This window comes from Gammaproteobacteria bacterium (assembly GCA_016705365.1).
Lineage (GTDB): Bacteria > Pseudomonadota > Gammaproteobacteria > Pseudomonadales > UBA5518 > UBA5518.
On the sequence record JADIYI010000009.1, the window covers coordinates 355205 to 373591 of the forward strand.

17 protein-coding genes are annotated in these 18387 nt (G+C 62.0%); 2 read left to right on the plus strand and 15 right to left on the minus strand.

Annotated features, from left to right (window positions below; all coding sequences use genetic code 11):
- Positions 1-41: 41 nt before the first annotated feature.
- The 11 genes from IPF49_19755 to IPF49_19805 form a co-directional block, all read right to left on the minus strand.
- A complete protein-coding gene (locus IPF49_19755; GenBank protein MBK6289824.1) occupies positions 42-530 on the minus strand; it encodes a hypothetical protein in 489 nt (162 codons plus the stop codon).
- A complete protein-coding gene (locus IPF49_19760; GenBank protein ID MBK6289825.1) occupies positions 530-1051 on the minus strand; it encodes a MaoC family dehydratase N-terminal domain-containing protein in 522 nt (173 codons plus the stop codon). The genes IPF49_19755 and IPF49_19760 overlap by 1 nt, the downstream gene beginning before the upstream one ends.
- A gap of 37 nt (positions 1052-1088) precedes the next feature.
- Entirely contained in the window at positions 1089-2249 is a 1161-nt protein-coding gene (locus tag IPF49_19765; protein ID MBK6289826.1) for a CoA transferase, read from the minus strand.
- A gap of 15 nt (positions 2250-2264) precedes the next feature.
- Complete coding sequence (locus IPF49_19770) at positions 2265-3446, minus strand: acyl-CoA dehydrogenase family protein (GenBank protein MBK6289827.1); 1182 nt, start codon at positions 3444-3446, stop codon at positions 2265-2267.
- A gap of 118 nt (positions 3447-3564) precedes the next feature.
- On the minus strand, positions 3565-4809 hold the full coding sequence (locus IPF49_19775; protein MBK6289828.1) for a CoA transferase: 1245 nt from the start codon (positions 4807-4809) through the stop codon (positions 3565-3567).
- A 215-nt stretch (positions 4810-5024) separates the two neighbouring features.
- Positions 5025-5564: an LLM class flavin-dependent oxidoreductase gene (locus tag IPF49_19780; protein MBK6289829.1), complete on the minus strand. Its 540-nt coding sequence runs from the start codon at positions 5562-5564 to the stop codon at positions 5025-5027.
- 45 nt (positions 5565-5609) lie between these two features.
- Positions 5610-6023: an LLM class flavin-dependent oxidoreductase gene (locus IPF49_19785; GenBank protein ID MBK6289830.1), complete on the minus strand. Its 414-nt coding sequence runs from the start codon at positions 6021-6023 to the stop codon at positions 5610-5612.
- Between the two features lie 33 nt (positions 6024-6056).
- Complete coding sequence (locus IPF49_19790; protein MBK6289831.1) at positions 6057-6917, minus strand: SDR family NAD(P)-dependent oxidoreductase; 861 nt, start codon at positions 6915-6917, stop codon at positions 6057-6059.
- Positions 6918-6993: 76 nt separating this feature from the next.
- The gene (locus IPF49_19795; GenBank protein MBK6289832.1) at positions 6994-7782 is read right to left on the minus strand and encodes an enoyl-CoA hydratase/isomerase family protein; all 789 of its coding nucleotides are present in this window, start codon (positions 7780-7782) and stop codon (positions 6994-6996) included.
- Positions 7783-7856: 74 nt separating this feature from the next.
- Entirely contained in the window at positions 7857-8927 is a 1071-nt protein-coding gene (locus IPF49_19800; protein ID MBK6289833.1) for a TIGR03617 family F420-dependent LLM class oxidoreductase, read from the minus strand.
- A 106-nt stretch (positions 8928-9033) separates the two neighbouring features.
- Positions 9034-11157, minus strand: a complete 2124-nt coding sequence (locus IPF49_19805; protein MBK6289834.1) for a TonB-dependent receptor — start codon at positions 11155-11157, stop codon at positions 9034-9036.
- Positions 11158-11480: 323 nt separating this feature from the next.
- On the opposite strand from IPF49_19805, the gene IPF49_19810 reads away from it, so the two are divergent.
- Positions 11481-11996 carry a nitroreductase family deazaflavin-dependent oxidoreductase gene (locus IPF49_19810; GenBank protein ID MBK6289835.1) on the plus strand — a complete coding sequence of 172 codons (516 nt, stop codon included), beginning with the start codon at positions 11481-11483 and terminating at the stop codon, positions 11994-11996.
- Positions 11997-12201: 205 nt separating this feature from the next.
- On the plus strand, positions 12202-14190 hold the full coding sequence (locus tag IPF49_19815) for an FAD-dependent oxidoreductase (protein MBK6289836.1): 1989 nt from the start codon (positions 12202-12204) through the stop codon (positions 14188-14190).
- An 85-nt stretch (positions 14191-14275) separates the two neighbouring features.
- Here the strand turns inward: IPF49_19815 and IPF49_19820 are convergent, their stop codons facing one another.
- The 4 genes from IPF49_19820 to pflA form a co-directional block, all read right to left on the minus strand.
- The gene (locus tag IPF49_19820) at positions 14276-14509 is read right to left on the minus strand and encodes a thioredoxin family protein (protein MBK6289837.1); all 234 of its coding nucleotides are present in this window, start codon (positions 14507-14509) and stop codon (positions 14276-14278) included.
- A 15-nt stretch (positions 14510-14524) separates the two neighbouring features.
- On the minus strand, positions 14525-15502 hold the full coding sequence (locus IPF49_19825) for a permease (protein MBK6289838.1): 978 nt from the start codon (positions 15500-15502) through the stop codon (positions 14525-14527).
- 525 nt (positions 15503-16027) lie between these two features.
- Positions 16028-17341, minus strand: coding sequence for an alpha/beta hydrolase (locus tag IPF49_19830; GenBank protein MBK6289839.1), 1314 nt, complete (start codon positions 17339-17341; stop codon positions 16028-16030).
- 196 nt (positions 17342-17537) lie between these two features.
- Entirely contained in the window at positions 17538-18383 is an 846-nt protein-coding gene (gene pflA, locus IPF49_19835) for a pyruvate formate lyase-activating protein (GenBank protein MBK6289840.1), read from the minus strand.
- Positions 18384-18387: the final 4 nt, after the last annotated feature.

Genomic DNA, 18387 nt, shown 5'->3' on the forward strand with positions numbered 1-18387 from the left:
AATCCTCTCTGGTTCATCTGCAACCGTTCATCGTGAAACTTTCAGGGCTTCCAGTGCTCGTTCTTGCGTTGCCACGGGTTGTCCGCGGCATCCCGGGGTATCGCGACCCGCGCCTGGCACGAGGTCGCGACCTTGCCCTCGACGCTGATCGCAAGATCCAGGTCGAGCCAGCAGCAACCGGCCTCATCCACATCGATGCGGCTCACCCGCCCCGAGAACACCATCTCATCACCCGGAAAAACCGGTTGGTTCATGCGGAACTTCATCCGCCCGAGCCGCCCTTTCGGACCCGTCCAGTCGGTCACATAGCGTTCGAACCACGCCGCGTTGTTCGGCGTGTTGATGAAGATGTCCTTGACCCCGTTGCGGTTGATCGCGAATTCCCGGTCATGGTGCATCGGTCGCCAGTCGCGGCTCGCGAGCGCGCCGAGCACGACCGTGGTCGCGGTGACCGGATGCTTCAGCAGCGGCAGTTCCTGGCCCTCGCGGAGCTGCTCCATGGTGAGACTGCCGATTGTGGTCGCGCTCATCACGCTGATCTCCGGTAGCCGAGACAGGTATAGGTTTCGCGCCCCACGAACTCATCGTCCTGGTTGAAGCTCTCCACGTCGATCACCCAGAATCGGCCACGCCCGACCTTGGTGTCTTTCATCTCGCTGATCGAACGCACGATCTGGTGTGTGCGCAGCCGGTCACCCGGGCGCACCGGGACCCCGAAAACCGCCTCATTGCCGGAGATGATGGCCTCCGGCAGGCCCAGCAGTTCCTTCAGGTCGAAATGCGTGCGCAGCGCCTTCTGCTCGCCGCTCGCACCCGGCGCCCAGTAATGCGGGCGAAACCACACCGACATCATCGTTGGTGGCGTGATCCAGCCCTGGGTGATCTCCTGCGCCACCCCTTCGTCCCAGAACAGCGGATTGCCGTTCTGCACGGCGGCACAGGTGTTGTATACGTAGCCCATCTCGATGGCGAAGCTCGACTCCTCCGGGTATTGCACGACGCCGATCAGCGCCTGGACGATAGCGGGAATTTCCGGGCTGCCTTCAGTCATCGTCACCGACCCCCCTCGAATGATCCATCGCGCACACCTATTCCACCACGCCGGCGGTGCGCAGCGCGGCAATTTCCGCGGCGCTGAATCCCGCCGCGCCAAATACCGCATCGGTGTCAGTGCGGCCCGCGGGTCGCACCTCGTGCGCCGCGCACTCGCGTTCATTGCCCGCCAGCACCGGTGCGAGCTGGCGGAATTCACCATGCTCCGGATGATGCGCCGCCATGAATGTGCGGCGCGCCTGGAAATGTTCGTTCGCCACGATCTCCGGAATGCCGAGCACCGGCGTCACGCAGGTGTTTGCGCCCGCCAGCAGTGCCGTCCACTCATCACGATCGCGACCCAGAAAGGCCTCGCTCAAGGCGGCCTTGATCTCGCGCTGACGCGCGGTGTCGTATTGCAGCGGGGCGTACTGATCCAGTTCCAGCAGACGACACAGGTTGGCGAAGAAGCGCGTCTCGATCGCACCGACTGCGAGCGCCTTGCCGTCACGCGTCGCGTACACTCCGTAGCAGGCGTACTTGCCGGTGAGCAGCGCGGATTCAGGCGCGGTATCGACCCCGGTCGCGAGGTACTCGTCAATATAGAGCGACATCAGATTCAATACGCCATCGGTGATCGCGACATCGAGGTAGCAGCCCTCGCCGCGCCGCGGCAGCTGCACCAGCGCCGCCATGATCGACATGGCCGCCTGCATGCCGCCACCGGCGCTGTCGGCTACCGTGGCGCCGGGAATCGCCGGCCGACCGGCCGCATCGCGACCGCTGCAGGCGAGAAAACCGCCCATCGCCAGGTAGTTGATGTCGTGCCCGGCCCATTGCGCGCAGGGACCGTCCTGCCCATAGCCGCTGGTCGAGCAGTAAACAATGCGCGGATTGTGCGCCTTGATCTGCTCGTAACCGACCCCGATGCGTTGCGCCACGCCGGGCCGGAAACTCTCGATCATCACATCCACGCTGCGTGCCAGGCGGTAGATCGCCTCCTTGCCCGCGGCAGACTCGAGATCGACGCGAATCCGCTTCGTGCCGCGCCCCGCGCCATAGGCGTGATACACCGGCTCGGTCTGCTTCGCGCCCTTGCTCGCAACCGGTGCCACCTTGATGACTTCCATGCCGTAGTCCGCGAGTATCCGCGAGGCACGCGCGGCCGGGCCCACGCTGGCCAGGTCGAGCACCTTGAATCCCTGCAGCAATGACATCGCGGCCGTTCCGGCTCAGAAGTTCTTCGGCAGGCCGAGATGGCGCCGGGAGATGATGTTCTTCTGCACCTCGGAGCTGCCACCACCGATCGTGTCGATCACGGTGTAGGTGTAGCAGCGCTCCGGGCGCCCGCGCAGCGGCGCATCCTCGGTGCCGAGCGCGAGTTGCGCGCCCGCCCCGACGATGTCCATCGTGGCGTTGGCGACGCGCAGCGACAACTCGGTGGTATAGAGCTTGTAGCACGAGGCCTCGATGGTCGGCGTCTTGCCGCCCTGCATCGCCGCAGTGATGAATTTCACGCCGAGCAGCCGCCCGACCTCGCACTCCGTGGCCAGCTGCGCAACACGCTGGCGGATCACCGGGTCCTCGCGCAGCGGCTTGCCGTCGCGGGTCGCGGTTTTCACATAATCACACAGCAGTTGTACACGCGCGCGAATCGGCGAGAAGGTGAACAGCGTGAAACGCTCGACGTCGAGCGCCTCGGCGATGTACTGGAATCCCTTGTTCAGTTCGCCCACGCGGTATTCGTCCGGCACGTCGACGTTGTCGAAAAACACGCCGTTGGTGCGCTCACCGCCCATCGTGTACATCGCGTGCACGGTGAGACCCGGGTGATTCATGGGTATCAGGAACAACGTGATCCCGTCGTGCTTGGGGCGGCTGGTGTCGGTGCGCGCGCCCACCCAGTACCAGTCGGCGAAATGCGCCGAGGTGGTGAAGATCTTCTGGCCGTTCAGCACCCAGCCATCGCCCTTGCGCTCGGCCTTCAACCGCATCGCCGCGGCATCGGAACCCGCGCCCGGTTCGGAGTAGCCGACCGCGAACTCGATCTCCGCGTTGAGGATCTTGGGCAGGAACTCCTTCTTGAGCTTTTCCGAGCCGACATTGATCAGGGTCTTGCCAACGATGCCCACGCCCTTGCCGATGCCCGGTGCACCGACCGCGGAGAGCTTTTCATTGAGCAGGTATTCGTAGATACCGCTGCCGTCCTGCCCGCCATGCTCTTTCGGCCAGGTGATCCCCAGCCAGCCGCGCTCGGATACCTTCTTCATGAAGGCCCGGCGCTCCGGCGTGTCGCACACCTGCGCCATGTTCTCGCGGCTCGGGTCCATCACATCGGGCGATTCGTTCTCTTTCAGAAACGCATCGACCTGGCGGATGAACTCACGCTCTTCTGCGGAAAATTCGAAGTCCATAGTTGACGCCTCGACTGGATCAATTTCATGCCATATCCGGATTCTAGCGAGGCTGTCGTCGCGCACACGCGCAACGACAGCCCCTTATCGGCCAAATCGATATCAGAACCGGACAGCGCTATTTCGCCGCGTTGCCCAGCGCCCCCGACTCGCGGATTGCCGCGGCGCGCGCTTCGTCGCAGCCCAGCACGTCGCGCAACACCTCATCGGTATGCTCGCCCACGGTCGGTGCACGCCCGGGTGCGGCGAGTTGCTCATCGATGAAATGCACCGGGAATGACAGCATGTCGGCGCCGTGGGTCTCATGCGGCAGCAGGCTGAAACGTGCCGCGAACTGCGGATCGTTCACGATGTTCTGCGGGGTGTTCACCGGCGCGATCGGGGTGTTCACGCGGGCGCTGAACTCGATCCACTCGCGCGAGGAGCGGGTCTTGAAGATCGTGCGCAATTCAGCCTGCAGGTCCCGGTTGCCGCGCGCATGGTCGGCGTAGCGCGCACCCGGCCACTTCTCGAACAGGTCCATGCGCTCCACGCCGGCACAGAAGTTCTTCCAGAACGCCTGTTCGGACGCCATGAACAGCACATGGCCATCACTGGATTCGTAGATCTGGTAGCGCACCCCTTCCTTCATGCCGGCGGTCGCCACGGGTCGACGCACATAAGCGTCGGCCTTGTTGCCGGTCACGACGCTCTCGGGTCGCGCGTAGGCCAGGTGGCTTTCGCAGCGGTACCAGTCGAAATAGGCGGCGGCATCGCTCTGACCAAGCTCCATCATGCAGCCATTGCCGGTCGCGCGCGCGCGCAGCACGCCGGCCAGCACCGCGAGCCCGCCAAACAGCGGCGCGGCGTTGATGCCGATCGAGACATGCTCGGGAATGTAGCAGAAGCCTTCCTCGTCATAAGCCGGTGTCACCGCCCCGGACCAGGTGTCATAGGCAATGCCGTGCGAGGGCATGTCCTTGTAGGGGCCGGTCATGCCATAGCCCGAGACGGTACAGAACACGATCGCGGGGTTTGCCGCGCGCAGATTCTGGTAGCCGAGGCCCAGTTTCTCGAGCACACCGGGGCGCATCGCCTCGATCACCACGTCGGCATCGCGCACCAGTTCCAGGTACAGCTCGCGGCCCGCCGCGGTTTTCAGATCGAGCGTGATGCTCTTCTTGCCGCGGTTCAGGTGGTAGTGCATCAGCGAGACGCCCTCGATGACCGGCCAGGTCATCTCGCGGATGTAATCACCCTCGGGGGACTCCACCTTGATCACGGTAGCGCCCAGATCGGCCAGCGAGGTGGTGATCGCGGCCGCGCCAAGCAGCGAGCTCTCGATGATGCGCAGCCCCGCGAGCGGCATGTGTGCGGAATCCATTGAACCTCCTCCCTTGTGCAATTTCGGTGGGTGTATGCCACGCCATCTATGGGAACATACGCGAGCCGCGCTACGCAATCAGGTCCTCGGCAATGCGCCTGCGGCCAAAGCTGTATCTGTTCGGGCCAACGCCGCGCCGCATGCAAACCAGCATGCGAGCGGAGGGTAGCGTCCGCGCACTCGCCGCGCGGTCTGCTACTCCTGCAATTCCCTGATCACCCGGGCGAGGGCCGGATCATCCGCGGCATCGAGCGGCAGTGGCAGACAGATGCCGCTGGCCAGCCCGTCGAATCGTTCCCGCAACACCCGTGCGAGATCGTCCCAGCCCGCCGTCGGTACCAGTACGTCCAGCATCTCGTCGTGGATCTGCGCTGAAAGCAGGTTCCGGCGATTTTCCCGTACCAGCTGACGCAGACGCTCGCCCGTTTCCCGCCAGCCGAAGAGTTCCAGCGTTGGCCAGTATTGCGGTGTAAAGAGGTTGATTGCGAGCTGCTCGCGACACTTTCCGGGCGTTCGCGGATTTCCCCCGCCGTTCGTCCCGTCGCGTACAGTGGTGCGACGACGAGTTCCGCACTCGCGCCCGCTCGCTGCGCGCGGCGCGCGCCTTGCGCGATGCGCCCGAGCATGACTTCCCGGATGTAGCGTGCCGCGGTGTTCGTCGGATGGGTAAGCACACCCCGTGTGCATTCGCCTGCCAGCGTGCTCATTTGCGGGCCAATGGCCCCGAGATGGATGGGAATATCGGGGTGTGCGATGGGTGCGGGCCGTGTCCACCCGTTCTGCCGGGCGAAACGATAGTGCTACCCCTCGTAACACAGCGGAACATCATCCTGCCAGGAGGCAAAGATCGCCCGCAATGAGCCGATGTATTCCCGCATGCGCGGCGCCGGCTGCCATGGAACGCTGAATCTGCCGACCAGCATCGGTGGCACCAGCGAACTCAGGCCAAGACGGAAACGTCCTGCGGAAATTGCCGCCAGGTTCCAGGAGGCGACGGCGGTGACCATGGGGCTGCGCGCGAAACACACCAGCCCGCTGGTGGCCACCGCGACACGTCCCGTCGCCTGGATCGCCGCCTGTGCCCCGAGCAACGCGTCAAAGGCCACATCGGGCAGCGTCACCACATCACAGCCGAGGGCTTCGGCGCGGCGGGCATGCTCGCCGATGGCGCCGAGCGGCAGGTTCATGTCCAGCGTCAGCCATATCCGGAACATTGGCAGGGATCCTGCGTCGCGGCAGGCGAATTCTCAAGCGCCGGTTCGTACCGGCAGCGGCAGACCATGCATCCCGGCGCTGGCCTCGCCCATCAGTCGCACCACTTCGTCACGCGGCATTTGGCTCAGGCGCGCGGCGGTCGCACGATTTTTCTCGCCCGCGATCCAGATCGGACCCTGGCCCAGATGCTCGAGTGCTTCACCCACGACCTCGTCCGGTGTCATCGGCACGATGTTCAGCTTGCGCATCGCGACATCGGCGTCGGCCCGGTCGAATCTCACCGTCGAGCGTTCCATCGCGGGTGTCGCGGTCGCGCCTGCCAGCAAGCCCAGCACGTCGACGCCGAAGGCACCGAACTCCCACCACAACGCCTCCGCCAGCGCCCGATCGAACGCCTTGGTGGCCGCATACGCGGCCACATATCCTCCGCCGCCAAGCGCCGACATGGACGACATGAGGATGATGCCGCCACGTCCGCGGTCACGCATGCGTGAACCCAGGCTGTGCACCAGGATCAACGGGCCCATGCAGTTCAGACGCACCAGTCCAAGCGCATTCCGCAGGGGGTTGTCGATCAGGAACCCGGCCCCGTGGGTTGCGCCGGCGTTGTAGACCAGCAGGCCGACCTCTCTGCCATCGACGATCTCATCGAGCCCGTGTTCCGGGTCGAGCGTTGTCAGGTCCGCGCTGTGCGTGCTGACCTGCACATCGAAGTGCTCAAGGATCTCCCGGGCCGTCGCATCGAGCGGCTGCTGCCGCCGTGCAACGAGGATCAGGTTCAAGCCCCGGGACGCGAGTTGCAGTGCATAGCTGCGACCGATGCCCTCGGAGCCGCCGGCGACCAGGGCCCAGGGGCCGTACTTGCGCGCAAACCGTTCGTTTTCGTGATTCATGATTCACTGAACCCGCCGTCAGGAGTTGGAGTCGATGCCGGATACTGTGCCTTCGCGCATGCCAGTGCGGGGTGCGTTAGCGCCCTTCGAAGCGCGGTGGGCGCTTCTCCAGAAACGATTTGAAGCCTTCCTGGAAGTCCCGGGATTGCAGCAATGGCAGCGTTTGCAGATACACCCGCTGGATATGCTCGACAAAGCCCTCACCAAGCCCCGCGCGCATCATGCGCTTGGCGGCCTGTACCGCCAGCGGAGCGCCGGAGCTGATTTCCTCGGCAAGTACGCGTGCCGCGGCGAGCAGTGCGTCCGCCTCCGTCACACGACTCACGAGCCCGAACTGGAGCGATTCGTCGGCGCTCAGGGTCCTGCCGGCAAACACCAACTCGGCCGCCCTGGACCAGCCGATCAACCGAGGCAGCAGCCAGGTTCCGCCGGTTTCAGGCAATACCCCGCGTTTCGTGAACGAGGCCGACAGCTTGGCATGGGTCGAGCAGAAACGAATGTCGCAGCCGAGCGCAAGATCCAGACCAAATCCCGCGGCACCGCCGTTGATCGCGCAGATCACCGGAGTATCCATCTGGTGCAGGACGACGGGCGGAAAGTTTCTCAGATCCAGCGAGGGTGCGAGCGCGAATCCGCCCTTGGAAATGCCTTCCTCGCTTGCCGCATCCTGCAGGTCGAGTCCGGCGCAGAACGCCTTGCCAGCCCCCGTGAGAATGATTGCGCGCACCGCGGGATCCGCATCGCTCGCCAGCAATGCCTCCGACAATGCGGACAGCATGGGCTGCGAGATCGTATTCATGCGCTGCGGCCGGTTCAGCGTCACGGTCGCCACGGCCCCGTCACGTTGGTACAGGATATCTGTCATCGCCCATTCTCCTGTTCCGTGCTCCGCCTCATCTCCCGTCAGGGGATCCGGCAAACAGCGGGAATCGTTCTGCCTCAACCCTGATGCAGGCGCCTAATCGTATCGCGCATCAGGTCCACGTCACGGCGCGCCTCGTCGAGCAGAGTGAGCGTCACCGTCCTGAAGAGCCCGTCCGCCTTGTTCCGCATCTGGTCCGCGAGTCGATCATAAGTGGCGACTACCGCCCACTCCTCGAGCATCTCGTCGGTGATCAGCGCCGGCATCTGCTCCCACTTGCCCGCGACCGACAAGCGATGCAACTCCAGGCCGGCGTCCTCCCAGCCATGATGCGCGAGAACCTTGTGATACGAGCGGGTGGAGGCGTAGAACGCGATCTGCTTGCGCACCGAGTTCCTGGCCTGCTCCACATCCGATTCGGTGCGCCCCGTTGCCAGAAAGGGAGCGCCGACCAGATCGAAGCACGATACATCACGGCCTGCCCGGGCAGCGCCCTCGGCGACGGCGGGCACGATCACGTCCTTCGTATACGTGAACGTCGAAATCGGATGCAGCCGCAAACCCTCGCACAACTCCCCGGAAAGGCGCGCCATGTACGGACCGACCGCGGAAACATACAACGGCACATCGGGGTGAGCGATGGGACCCGGATTGAAGAACGGCGCCATCAACGTGAACTGGTAGAACTCGCCGTTGAAATAGCTCGGCTTGTCCGGGTTCTGGAAGCTCTGGAAGATCGCTTTCAGACACAACAGGTATTCACGCATGCGCGGACCGGGCGCGCTGGGCCAGGGGGTGCTGTAACGACGCTCGTTATGGCCCTTTACCTGGGTTCCCAGGCCCAGATTGAAGCGCCCGCCCGTAAAATGCGCCAGATCCCAGGCCATCTGGGCGGTTACCATGGGACTGCGCGGAAACGCGATCGCCACATTCGTCCCCAGGTTCATTCGCGTAGTATTTGCCGCCGCGATCATCAACGGCAAGAATGCATCATGACCGGCCTCCGCGGTCGTGATGCCGTCAAAGCCGATCTCCTCGAACAGCCGGCAGGTCCTGGCGATCTGCTCCAGGCTCACGCTGGGCTGTCCCTGCCCCGCATACTGATTGGTATCCGGTCCGAAAATCGGGGTTTCTACACGTAATGCCATGATCAACCTCTTTCAGTCATGCGGGAGTTTCCCGGAAATGATCTCGCACCGTCGCGGTCGGTGCACCCGTCGGCGTTGAGCACAACGAGCGCACTCCCCGCACCCCTCAGAATTCGTAGATCACATCGATTCCGGTCGATCTGGGGGCGCCGAACTGGGCACTGATAACTCCGAGGTTGGTTGTCGACAAGCGATATTCCTCATCGTCGAGGTTCTTGCCCCATAGCGCAACCCGCATGGCGCCATGCGACACGGGAATGTCGGCCAGTTGCAGTCTTGCGTTCCACACCTGGTAGTCAGGCGACAAGGTGTTTTCAATCGGACCAGCATAGAAATCGTCCTGCGCCCGATAATCGATGTTCAGGATGAAATTGCCGAAGTCCATGTGCGGGAACGCATACTCCAGTCCGGCGCCGACCTGCCAGTCCGGTGAGTTGGGCACGTGCCGTACCGACGCCAGTTCCACGCCACCGTCGATGAAGGAATCGTATTCCGCATCGAGATACGAATAGAACACATTGAACGTGAGGCCAGGCATCAACACCGCGACAGCTTCGACTTCCAGGCCCTTGATCCCGGCTTCGCCGGCATTGAGCGTATCGACAAATACCGGTGGCGTGCGGGCCTGATCCACCTGCAGATCCGTGTACTCGTTGTCGAACAGCGCGATATTCAAGCGTGCACGGCCGTCCAGGAAGTCGCTCTTCACGCCCACCTCCCAGGCCTCGACCTCTTCCTGGTCATAGCCGGGCGCGAAGTACGCCGGGGTGCTCTGGGCATTGAAGCCGCCCGCGCGGTAGCCGGTGGAATACTTCACATACGCATTGATGTTGTCGGAGATCTCGTAGGCCACGTTCACCATGGGATCGAGCGAATCGAAGTCCAGCTTGCCCGGTATGACCAGGCCAGTGACCGCCGGCGTGAAGCCGGGATTCACATAGGTCTTGGTCGCCTCGCGCGTATCGTCGGTGTAGCGTACCCCGAAGGTCAGTTTGAGCCGGTCATCCAATACCGGCGGTGTCCAGTCGACCTGGGCGTAGCCTGCGGTGGATTCGGACTCGGCATGAACGAACCAGGAATCGACCAGTGCACCACCGGCAAACAGCGATGCCAGGGTTTCATCGGCGTCTTCCTCGATATAGAACAGCCCGACCACATAATTCACGCGGCCGCCGTCCGCCTCGCCGATCAGCTGCAGCTCCTGCGAGAGCTGGTCCTGGTTCATCGTCCGGTCCTGGGTGAAGGCGTCGATGAAGTTCATGTTGATGTCGCTGTCGAGATCCCGGTAGGCGGTGATCGACTTCAGGGTCATACTATCGCTGAGCGCCCAGCTGAGGGTGAGGTTGTGACCCCAGACTTCGGTGTTGCTCGGCGTCTGGCCTCTGAGGGGAGTTGCATCCTCCTGACGCCCGGAGACCGCACGAGGCCCCTCGATGACCTGGTAGAAATGGTTGCCGTATTCCATCGAGGAGTCGTCAAAACCGTAATCGACCGTGAGGTTTTCGGTCGGCTCATAGCGTACGGCCAGCTTGACCGCCTCCTTCTCGCGGTCTTCGTTGAAGTTGATCTGATCGGGCAGGCTGGAATGGTTGTCAACCCAGCCGTCGTTTTCAACCAGCATGTACGCCGCCCGCACGAACAGCTGGTCGTTGACCGGAACGTTGAGCATGGCGCGACCGGAGCGCTCATCCCAGCTGCCGGCTGTCAACTGCACGGAACCGCCGAGCTCATCGTTCGGCTTCTCGGTGATGAAGCTGATCGCACCGGCGGTCGTGTTGCGCCCCCACAGCGTACCCTGCGGTCCGCGCAACACCTCGACGCGTTCGAGGTCGGCCAGATCCGTCGCCAGGCCGATGCCGCGCCCGACCGGAACGCCGTCGATATAGATACCCGTGGCCATGTCATTGGTCGACTGGGTGTTCAGGTTGCCCATGCCGCGGATGAAAAGATTCGGGGCGACCCGGCTGCCTGCCCACGGCGCAATATTGACCGACGGCACCTGGTTCAGCAGGTCCATCACATTCTCCACGCGCTGGGTCTCCAGTTGCCGTTTGCTGAAAGCAGTGATCGCGATCGGCGTATCCTGCAGCGATTCTTCGCGTCGCTGCGCGGTAACGGTGATTTCCTCGACTGTAGTGATCTGCTCCTGCGCCATGGCGACCAGTGGCGATGCGCTGCCGAGCATGACGCCGGCGGACAGCATGCAAAGCGATTTTCCGCGTGATTTCATCGAACGTTCCCCTTGATGAATGACAGGTATCAATAAAATTATCACTACCCTGATCAAGCTCGGCAAGAGACCTCGGCAGCGCCTGCAAAATAGTAACGGTAGTTGACGAATTCACCGATTTTCATGATCTCCGTCAAGAAAAGCCCGGATTCGGCCATACCGTGCCAATACCGAACATGGAGCTGAGCCGGTATTCATTAACAACAAATATTGCAGAATTGAAATGAATCTGGGTTACGATGGCTGCGCACCGAACCTTGGCTGCCCAGGCATGGGCCGCTTGGTCACCTTGCGGAATTTCCGGAAAAAATGAGAGCCTGATTATGACCAGCACCAATCGCACGAAAATGGAAAAGCCCGACTTCATGTCGGATGAAGACTGGGCCGCACTGCAGGACATGACCTCGTCGCTCGAGCGCATCAGGGGTGATGCCAAGGCGGATGTCGAGGCCTACCTCGCGGATCCCGCGGGCCGCTCGACGGGCTCCGGTCCATCGGGCCTGCCGACCCTGTTGCTGACCTGCACCGGACGCAAGTCGGGCGAGCAACGCACCACGCCGCTGGTGTTCCTGCAGGACGGCGAGAACATGATCATCGTCGGCTCGCTGGCCGGTTACGACAGCCATCCGGCCTGGTATCTCAATATCAGTGCCAACCCGCGATGCCAGGTGCAGCTCGATGACCGGAAAATGGCCGCCATTGCCCGCGATGCGAGCGACGCGGAGCGCAAGGCGTTGTGGCCGCGACTGACCGCGATGTTCCCGCCCTGGGGTTATTTCCAGAAGCAGACCGAGCGCCCGTTCGCGATCGTGGTGCTCACGCCGACTGGCGCGGCATAAATCCTGCCCGATTCCGGCCAGCGCGCGGCATACGATTCGTGCCGCGTGCCGGGGCAGGTTGTCTTAGCTGTCCGGAAAAGAAACCAATATGGTCGAATATGAATGAACGCGCCCTGGATTTCGCGCTTGAATAATTTCTAGACTGTGTGAATTCCGCTACGGCGTTTCGAGCCGCCATCGACGCAACAAAAGGGGCAGGAGCATCATGAGCAAAGTGCATTTCGAACACCTTTTCGCACCCCTGCAGGTGGGCCCGATGCGGGTTCCGAACCGGATCTGCGAAACCACCAATACCATCAATTCCTCGATGAGTCCCGGCTTGATCGACGATCACTTCATCGCCCACCACGGCGCCAAGGCGCGCGGAGGTACGGGCTGGATCGGCAGCGAAACCTGGCTGCTCGACTCGCCGTTTCCGGCGGAAGCGCCGGATGAAGTCAATCTGGCGGTGGGATTTGCCTCGCGTTTTTCCGCCTACCAGAACCCGGCTTTTGCCGAAGGCATGGCGAAATTCTGCAAGGAGGTACACCAGTACGGCTCCGTGGCGGTGGTTCAACTGACCCACCTCAATGCCGCATGGTCCCCCTCGCCGGTACCGATCATCGGTGCCCAGGACTATACGCCGCACGTACTGGGGGAGGCGGAGATTGAGTTCTGTCTCAACACCTATGCCGAGGCCGCCGCGGTGGCCAAGGCCACGGGCGCGGACGGAATCGAGATTCACTGCGCCCACGAGACCCTGGGTTACAGCTTCCTGTCACCGGTGACCAACCGGCGCACCGACCAATGGGGCGGTGGCCCCGAGCAGCGCGTACGCTTCGTCGTGGAGGCACTGAAGCGTATCCGCGAACGCGTAGGCGACTCGATCGCGCTGGGCATTCGCGTCGGCGGTCAGGAGTTCCGCCAGGGCGGCTACGACAACATGGAATTGCGCGAGATGCTGTACTGCATCGGCGAAACCGGCCTGCTCGATTTCGTGGATATCGATACCGGGCATTGCTGGGGTGCGCCATCCTACGTGCCCTCGTCCTACCATCCGCACGCGGAGTTTCGTGAAGTCGGCAAGGCGGCGCGCGCCGACCTGGATCCGAAAATCAAGGTCCTGTTCACCGGTCGCATCAACGATCCCGTGCTGGCGGAGGAATTGATCAGGAACGGATATTGCGACCTGGTCGGCATGGTGCGCGCGGGCATCGCCGATCCCGAGTTCGCCAACAAGGCGCGCGAGGGCCGCCTGGGCGAAATCCGCCGCTGCATCGCCTGCACCCGCTGTATCGACGAGGCCTCGGAACCCACTTCTTCTCCTTATACCCCGACCTGCTCCATCAATCCGGTGATCGGCAACGAGCTGCTCTGGGAACAAAAGTACCGCCCGGCGGAGGTTCCGAAGCAGGTGGTCGTAGTCGGCGGAGGAATCGCCGGATGCGAGGCCGCACGCGTGGCCCGCATGCGCGGGCACCAAGTGACGCTGCTCGAGCAGGGCAAGCGGCTCGGCGGTCAACTGCTGATTGCCGGCAAGGCCCCCGGGCGCGATGCATTCGAGGACCAGGTGTATTTCGAGGAAAACGAGATGACGCGCCTGGGCGTTGATGTACGGCTCGGTGCCACGGCGGATATCGCGGCGATCAAGGCGCTGTCACCGGAGGCAGTGGTCATTGCAACGGGGGCGCTGCCGCGCGTGCCCCACGATGTCACCGGTCTCGAGCTGCCGCACGTGGTGCAGGGCTGGGAGGTGATGAAAGGCAAGATCCCGGCAGGCAAGCGGATCGCGCTGATTTCGCAGGAAGACTATTACGAGACGCCGTGCATTGCCGAATTCCTGGCCGAACGCGGCAAAGAGGTGGAGGTGTTCCACAAATCCGTGCATCTGGGCACCGAGATTGCGCGCTATTCGATCGCGATGGTCCTTGCCCGCATGGAACAATGCGGCGTGCTCGTTCATCCGAACCTGATCCTGACGCAGATCCAGGCCGACGGTCTCGATTTCGTTTCCTCCTTCGGCGGCAAGACCTATCGCCATGAAGGCTTCGACAGCGTGGTGCTGGTGTACGGAACGGTGTCCAAGTGCGATCTCTACGACCAGCTCAAGGCCGAGGGTGATATTGCGCAACTCTACCTCGCCGGTGCGGCCTGGTTGCCGCGCCGCCTGGCCGAGGCAACCCGTCACGGGGCGGGGGTCGGGCTGGCGATCTGATTCACCAGCTTGGCCCGCGAGCGTTTACGACGCCGCAGGAAACATCACGTCGGCTGCGCTGAACTGCCAGGCGAAACTGGTTCGCCTATTTCAACCAACCTTCGACCTTTTTCCTTTCTGGAATCGAGCCCGAGTGCACCAGCACATTATCCACGACAACGGCTGGGGTACTCATTACACCAAAGCGCATTATCACTTCCGGACTGGTTTCCTTGACCACATTGACGGGAATACCGCATTCGGCGGCAACTGATTGAATCAATTCAACCGCTTTGGCGCACTTGGCACAACCACTACCCAACACCCTGATTTCTTTCATGTGCATGTCCTGGTTTTAACCAATCGCATTGAGAGTCCATCCGACTACGGTGAAGGATGCCAGCAGAAGCACGAAAATGGTCGCGAGCAACTTCCAGGTCATAACCTGCTTCAGCAATATGAATTCCGGAAAACTTGCCGCTACCGTGCTCATGCAGAATGCCAATGTGGTTCCAATCGGCAAACCTTTTGTGATCAGGCTTTCCATGACGGGAATAACACCGGTCGCGTTCGAGTAGAGCGGAATGCCGAGAAGCACCGCCGAGGGAACAGACCACCATTGCCCGCTTCCCAGATTCACCTCTATCCACGAAGTTGGCACAAAGCCGTGCAATGCAGCGCCAAGGCCCACACCGATAAAGACCCATTTCCAGACGCGGCTCAGGATATCGAGCAGCTCCTGTTTGGCGAATTCATGCCGATCTCCAAACGAAAGTGCTGGCTTGAAAGTGTCCTTGGCTTCTATCGGTCTGGCCGATTGATAGGCCTTCAGTGCAAAGGGTTGCAGCAGTTTTTCGGCATGGACAAGGTCAAGAAACATGCCTCCCGTGATTCCGACCGCCATCCCGACCAATACATAAACAAGGGTTATCTTCCACCCCACCAAACTCAGCAAAAGCAGCACTGCCACTTCGTTGATCAGCGGCGACGTCAACAGAAACGACATCGTTATCCCGACAGGGATTCCTCCAGACGTGAAGCCAAGAAAAACCGGCACACTTGAACAGGAACAAAACGGCGTTATTGCTCCGAATATCGAGCCCATGAAATAGCCAATGAACCTGTTCTTTCCTGCCAGATAATCTCGAACTTTTTCTATATTCAGGGATGCACGGACAAGCGCAATGCAATAAATCATTGCAACCAGAAGAAAAAATATCTTGGTCGTGTCTTCAATAAAAAAATGAACTGCACCGCCCAGCTTTGACTCCGGCGCAAAGCCAAATAGCGCGTAAGCAAGCCAATCAGCCAATTCTGCAAATATGCTCAGCACGTAATTTCTCTTTTCCGCCTAACGACGCTGCAGATAAACCCCATTCGGGGTGATGCGGATTGCGCGCACCATTGCGCGCGTAATCTTGCTGACATTCATGGAATCCGCCCCGCCTCGTTTGAGGCCCCGGTTAAGCGTTGCGTTTCGCTCGTTACTTTCGGTTCATACGCTTCGGCATGGCGCTATCCTTCACCCACCGTGCCCATGATGCGCCAGTTTCCCGATATTATGCACGAGGCAATACACCTTCCCCTGCCCATTCACCTTGGCTCTGCCCCGCAACTCAGCCCCTTGTTGCAGCGCAGATTCCCGAATGCCGGCTCCACCGTCGCAAAGCGCACCGCGCAGTCACGCCCGTTGGCGTACAGCCGCATCCCCGCCGGGCACACACAATGCGAGCCGTCCTCGGGGATTCGGAATTCCGCAGGCGTGAACAGCGGCGGCCTGGTCTGCTGCGCGCGCTTGTCCCACAGCGGGTCGGGCTTCGCGGCATGCTGCGCAGATCATCCGGGTGCGTGCGCAGCCCTAATCAGGAACGGGGTCGCCCGCGGGCGAGCTATCGTGTGTGTCGAGAAACCCCCTCAGGGCGGTATAGACATCCGGATGATTGACGATGTGAATATGACTCATTCCGGCAAAAACCCTGCCGCTGGAAAAGGGAATCCGCCTCGCCCTCTTCCTCGTCTTGCCCGCAGCACTGGGCAAGCGCACCAACAGGTCTCCCAGCAACCTGCCTATCGGGTGTGTCGCGTCTTTTGAAATGGTGGCGGCAAAAAAATAGTATCCCACCCCATCGATCAACGGTATGTCCAGCCGGGCGTTGGCGAACACGGCGTCCGGGTCCTTTCCCAGCCATTCCTGATCCACGGTATAGCCATAGCGCAGGTCCTTCACGCCGGCGCTGCGCGTGTTGAGTACTTTGGCTGGCACCTGTGCGCCTGCCGCGTCCACATGCCGCAATACTCCGGCAAGCAGGTGCACCACTTTTTCGAGTGGCGCGCCGAGGTTGGGGGCGCCCACGCAGGCCACGTGACGCAGCTTGTCCACCCAGGGCAGATTCAGTTCGGACGCGTAGCTGGCTGCACCGCGGGCCACCAGTCCGCCCATGCTGTGGCCAATCAGCGCAATCTCCTCGATGGGCACGGGGTAGACAGCAACGAGGTCGCGAATCAGCTCTGCCAACTGTCGCCCGTTATCCGAGACATGCAGGCCCGTGTTGTACCGAATGTACACCGGCGTGAAACCGAGCTCGTCCTGCAGCCGTGAGCCGAAGCTGATTCCCGGGTCACCGTCGTAGTACTGGGCGGAGGAAAATGTCCACAGCCATTCTGTTGCGGCGAGGCTGTGGACGAACACGCAGATTTTATTGCTGGCGTGCGGGAACGCCGCTGCGACAGCATCCGCGCGGACCGGCACCGCGCGCCCGTTGGCACGCAGGCTCATGCCCTCGGCAAGGGCATTGTTGCGCTGGCTCAGGTAGTCGCCCCAGAACCCGTTCAGTGAGGACTGCAGGTAATCGACACACCAACTGACGTTGCCAACGGCGGACGACTGCATTGGCGTGGTGAGTGCATCGCTATCCGATTCCACCTGCGGCCCCAGTGCAGTCTCGACAACATCCGCCACCGCATTCACCGAGCGCCGGGTAGCGCCGTTGATCCCGCGCACGGACTTGAATACTGCCCCCGCGATAACGCCCTGGACACCGGTAACCACTTTTGCGGTGCTCTTCGCTGGCTCTATCAGTGCAAAGCGCCGCACGGTGCGCGCCACCACTTCGTCGTGGGTCTGCTCGACCAGGTTATTGGTCTCATCGACGACATCAAAAACCAGATCCATAAAACCGCGAATCCGTCTCATGCAGTGTCCACCGGGTAACGTGAATCAAAGCCCTGAATTGTGAGCAAGCATCCTCCGGCGTAGCCGGGGCGATTCAGTACCGTTGCCGGCATTCGGCCTGTCGTCATCACCTCTTGCGGCCGATTTGCGGGCCTGGCGTGGATTGCGATGGGCGGCGGCGCGCGCGATGATGCCCTCAGTAAGTCTTCAGACCCTCTGCGCGGAAAATGGAACACACCTGCTCCACCGCCTCGGCGGAAGGGGGCTCGGTATTGCCAAGCTTGTACTCGATGCCGAGCTTGTCCCACTTGTAGCGGCCCAACTGATGGAAGGGCAGTACGTCCACGCGCTCGACATTGCCGAGACTGCCCGCAAAGCGGGCAATTTGCCCCACTTCGTCGGGGTCGTCGGTCAGCCCGGGCACCATGACAAAACGCACCCAGCCCGGCCTGCGCCGCGCGGCGAGACGCTGTGCAAACACGCGGGTCGGACCCGGTTCCCGACCCGTCAAATGACGGTGTTTCTCCTCGTCCCACGCCTTGAGGTCAAGCAGCACCAGGTCGGCCAGGTCCAGCTCCGCGTCGCTCAGACGCTCCCCGTAGTAGCCATTGGTATCGAGCGCGGTGTGAATGCCCATCCCCTTTGCCGCCTGGAACATCTTCACGACGAAGCGGTCCTGCAGCAGCGGCTCGCCCCCGCTGATGGTGAAGCCACCGGACATGACTTTCAGACCATAGCGATACTTGCGCAATTGTTCGGTCGCCTTGACGACGGCGACCGGGATGCCGTTGCGCAAGGTCCAGGTATCCGGGTTGTGGCAGTAGAGACAGCGCCACATGCAGCCCGTCGTCCAGGCCACCGCCCGCATCCCCGGGCCATCCAGCGCCGATCCGGTGGTAAAGGAGTGCAGGAAGCCCATGTCGCCGCTTTCAAGCGCCGTCCGGACGTCCGTCTCGGGCAGGTCCTTGCCGAGTTCGATACGCATATCGAACGGGCTCTTCGCCTCCAGCGAAACTTTCTGCTGCACTTGCTGCCCGGTCATGACA

Bases quoted from the DNA above. Each gene is read 5' to 3' on its own strand.
- IPF49_19785 (MBK6289830.1), bottom strand. From the start codon at position 6,023: ATGTTCCGGATATGGCTGACGCTGGACATGAACCTGCCGCTCGGCGCC.
- pflA (MBK6289840.1), bottom strand. From the start codon at position 18,383: ATGACCGGGCAGCAAGTGCAGCAGAAAGTTTCGCTGGAGGCGAAGAGC.
- IPF49_19805 (MBK6289834.1), bottom strand. From the start codon at position 11,157: ATGAAATCACGCGGAAAATCGCTTTGCATGCTGTCCGCCGGCGTCATG.
- IPF49_19765 (MBK6289826.1), bottom strand. From the start codon at position 2,249: ATGTCATTGCTGCAGGGATTCAAGGTGCTCGACCTGGCCAGCGTGGGC.
- IPF49_19775 (MBK6289828.1), bottom strand. From the start codon at position 4,809: ATGGATTCCGCACACATGCCGCTCGCGGGGCTGCGCATCATCGAGAGC.
- IPF49_19795 (MBK6289832.1), bottom strand. From the start codon at position 7,782: ATGACAGATATCCTGTACCAACGTGACGGGGCCGTGGCGACCGTGACG.
- IPF49_19790 (MBK6289831.1), bottom strand. From the start codon at position 6,917: ATGAATCACGAAAACGAACGGTTTGCGCGCAAGTACGGCCCCTGGGCC.
- IPF49_19760 (MBK6289825.1), bottom strand. From the start codon at position 1,051: ATGACTGAAGGCAGCCCGGAAATTCCCGCTATCGTCCAGGCGCTGATC.
- IPF49_19770 (MBK6289827.1), bottom strand. From the start codon at position 3,446: ATGGACTTCGAATTTTCCGCAGAAGAGCGTGAGTTCATCCGCCAGGTC.
- IPF49_19815 (MBK6289836.1), top strand. From the start codon at position 12,202: ATGAGCAAAGTGCATTTCGAACACCTTTTCGCACCCCTGCAGGTGGGC.
- IPF49_19755 (MBK6289824.1), bottom strand. From the start codon at position 530: ATGAGCGCGACCACAATCGGCAGTCTCACCATGGAGCAGCTCCGCGAG.
- IPF49_19800 (MBK6289833.1), bottom strand. From the start codon at position 8,927: ATGGCATTACGTGTAGAAACCCCGATTTTCGGACCGGATACCAATCAG.
- IPF49_19820 (MBK6289837.1), bottom strand. From the start codon at position 14,509: ATGAAAGAAATCAGGGTGTTGGGTAGTGGTTGTGCCAAGTGCGCCAAA.
- IPF49_19810 (MBK6289835.1), top strand. From the start codon at position 11,481: ATGACCAGCACCAATCGCACGAAAATGGAAAAGCCCGACTTCATGTCG.
- IPF49_19830 (MBK6289839.1), bottom strand. From the start codon at position 17,341: ATGGATCTGGTTTTTGATGTCGTCGATGAGACCAATAACCTGGTCGAG.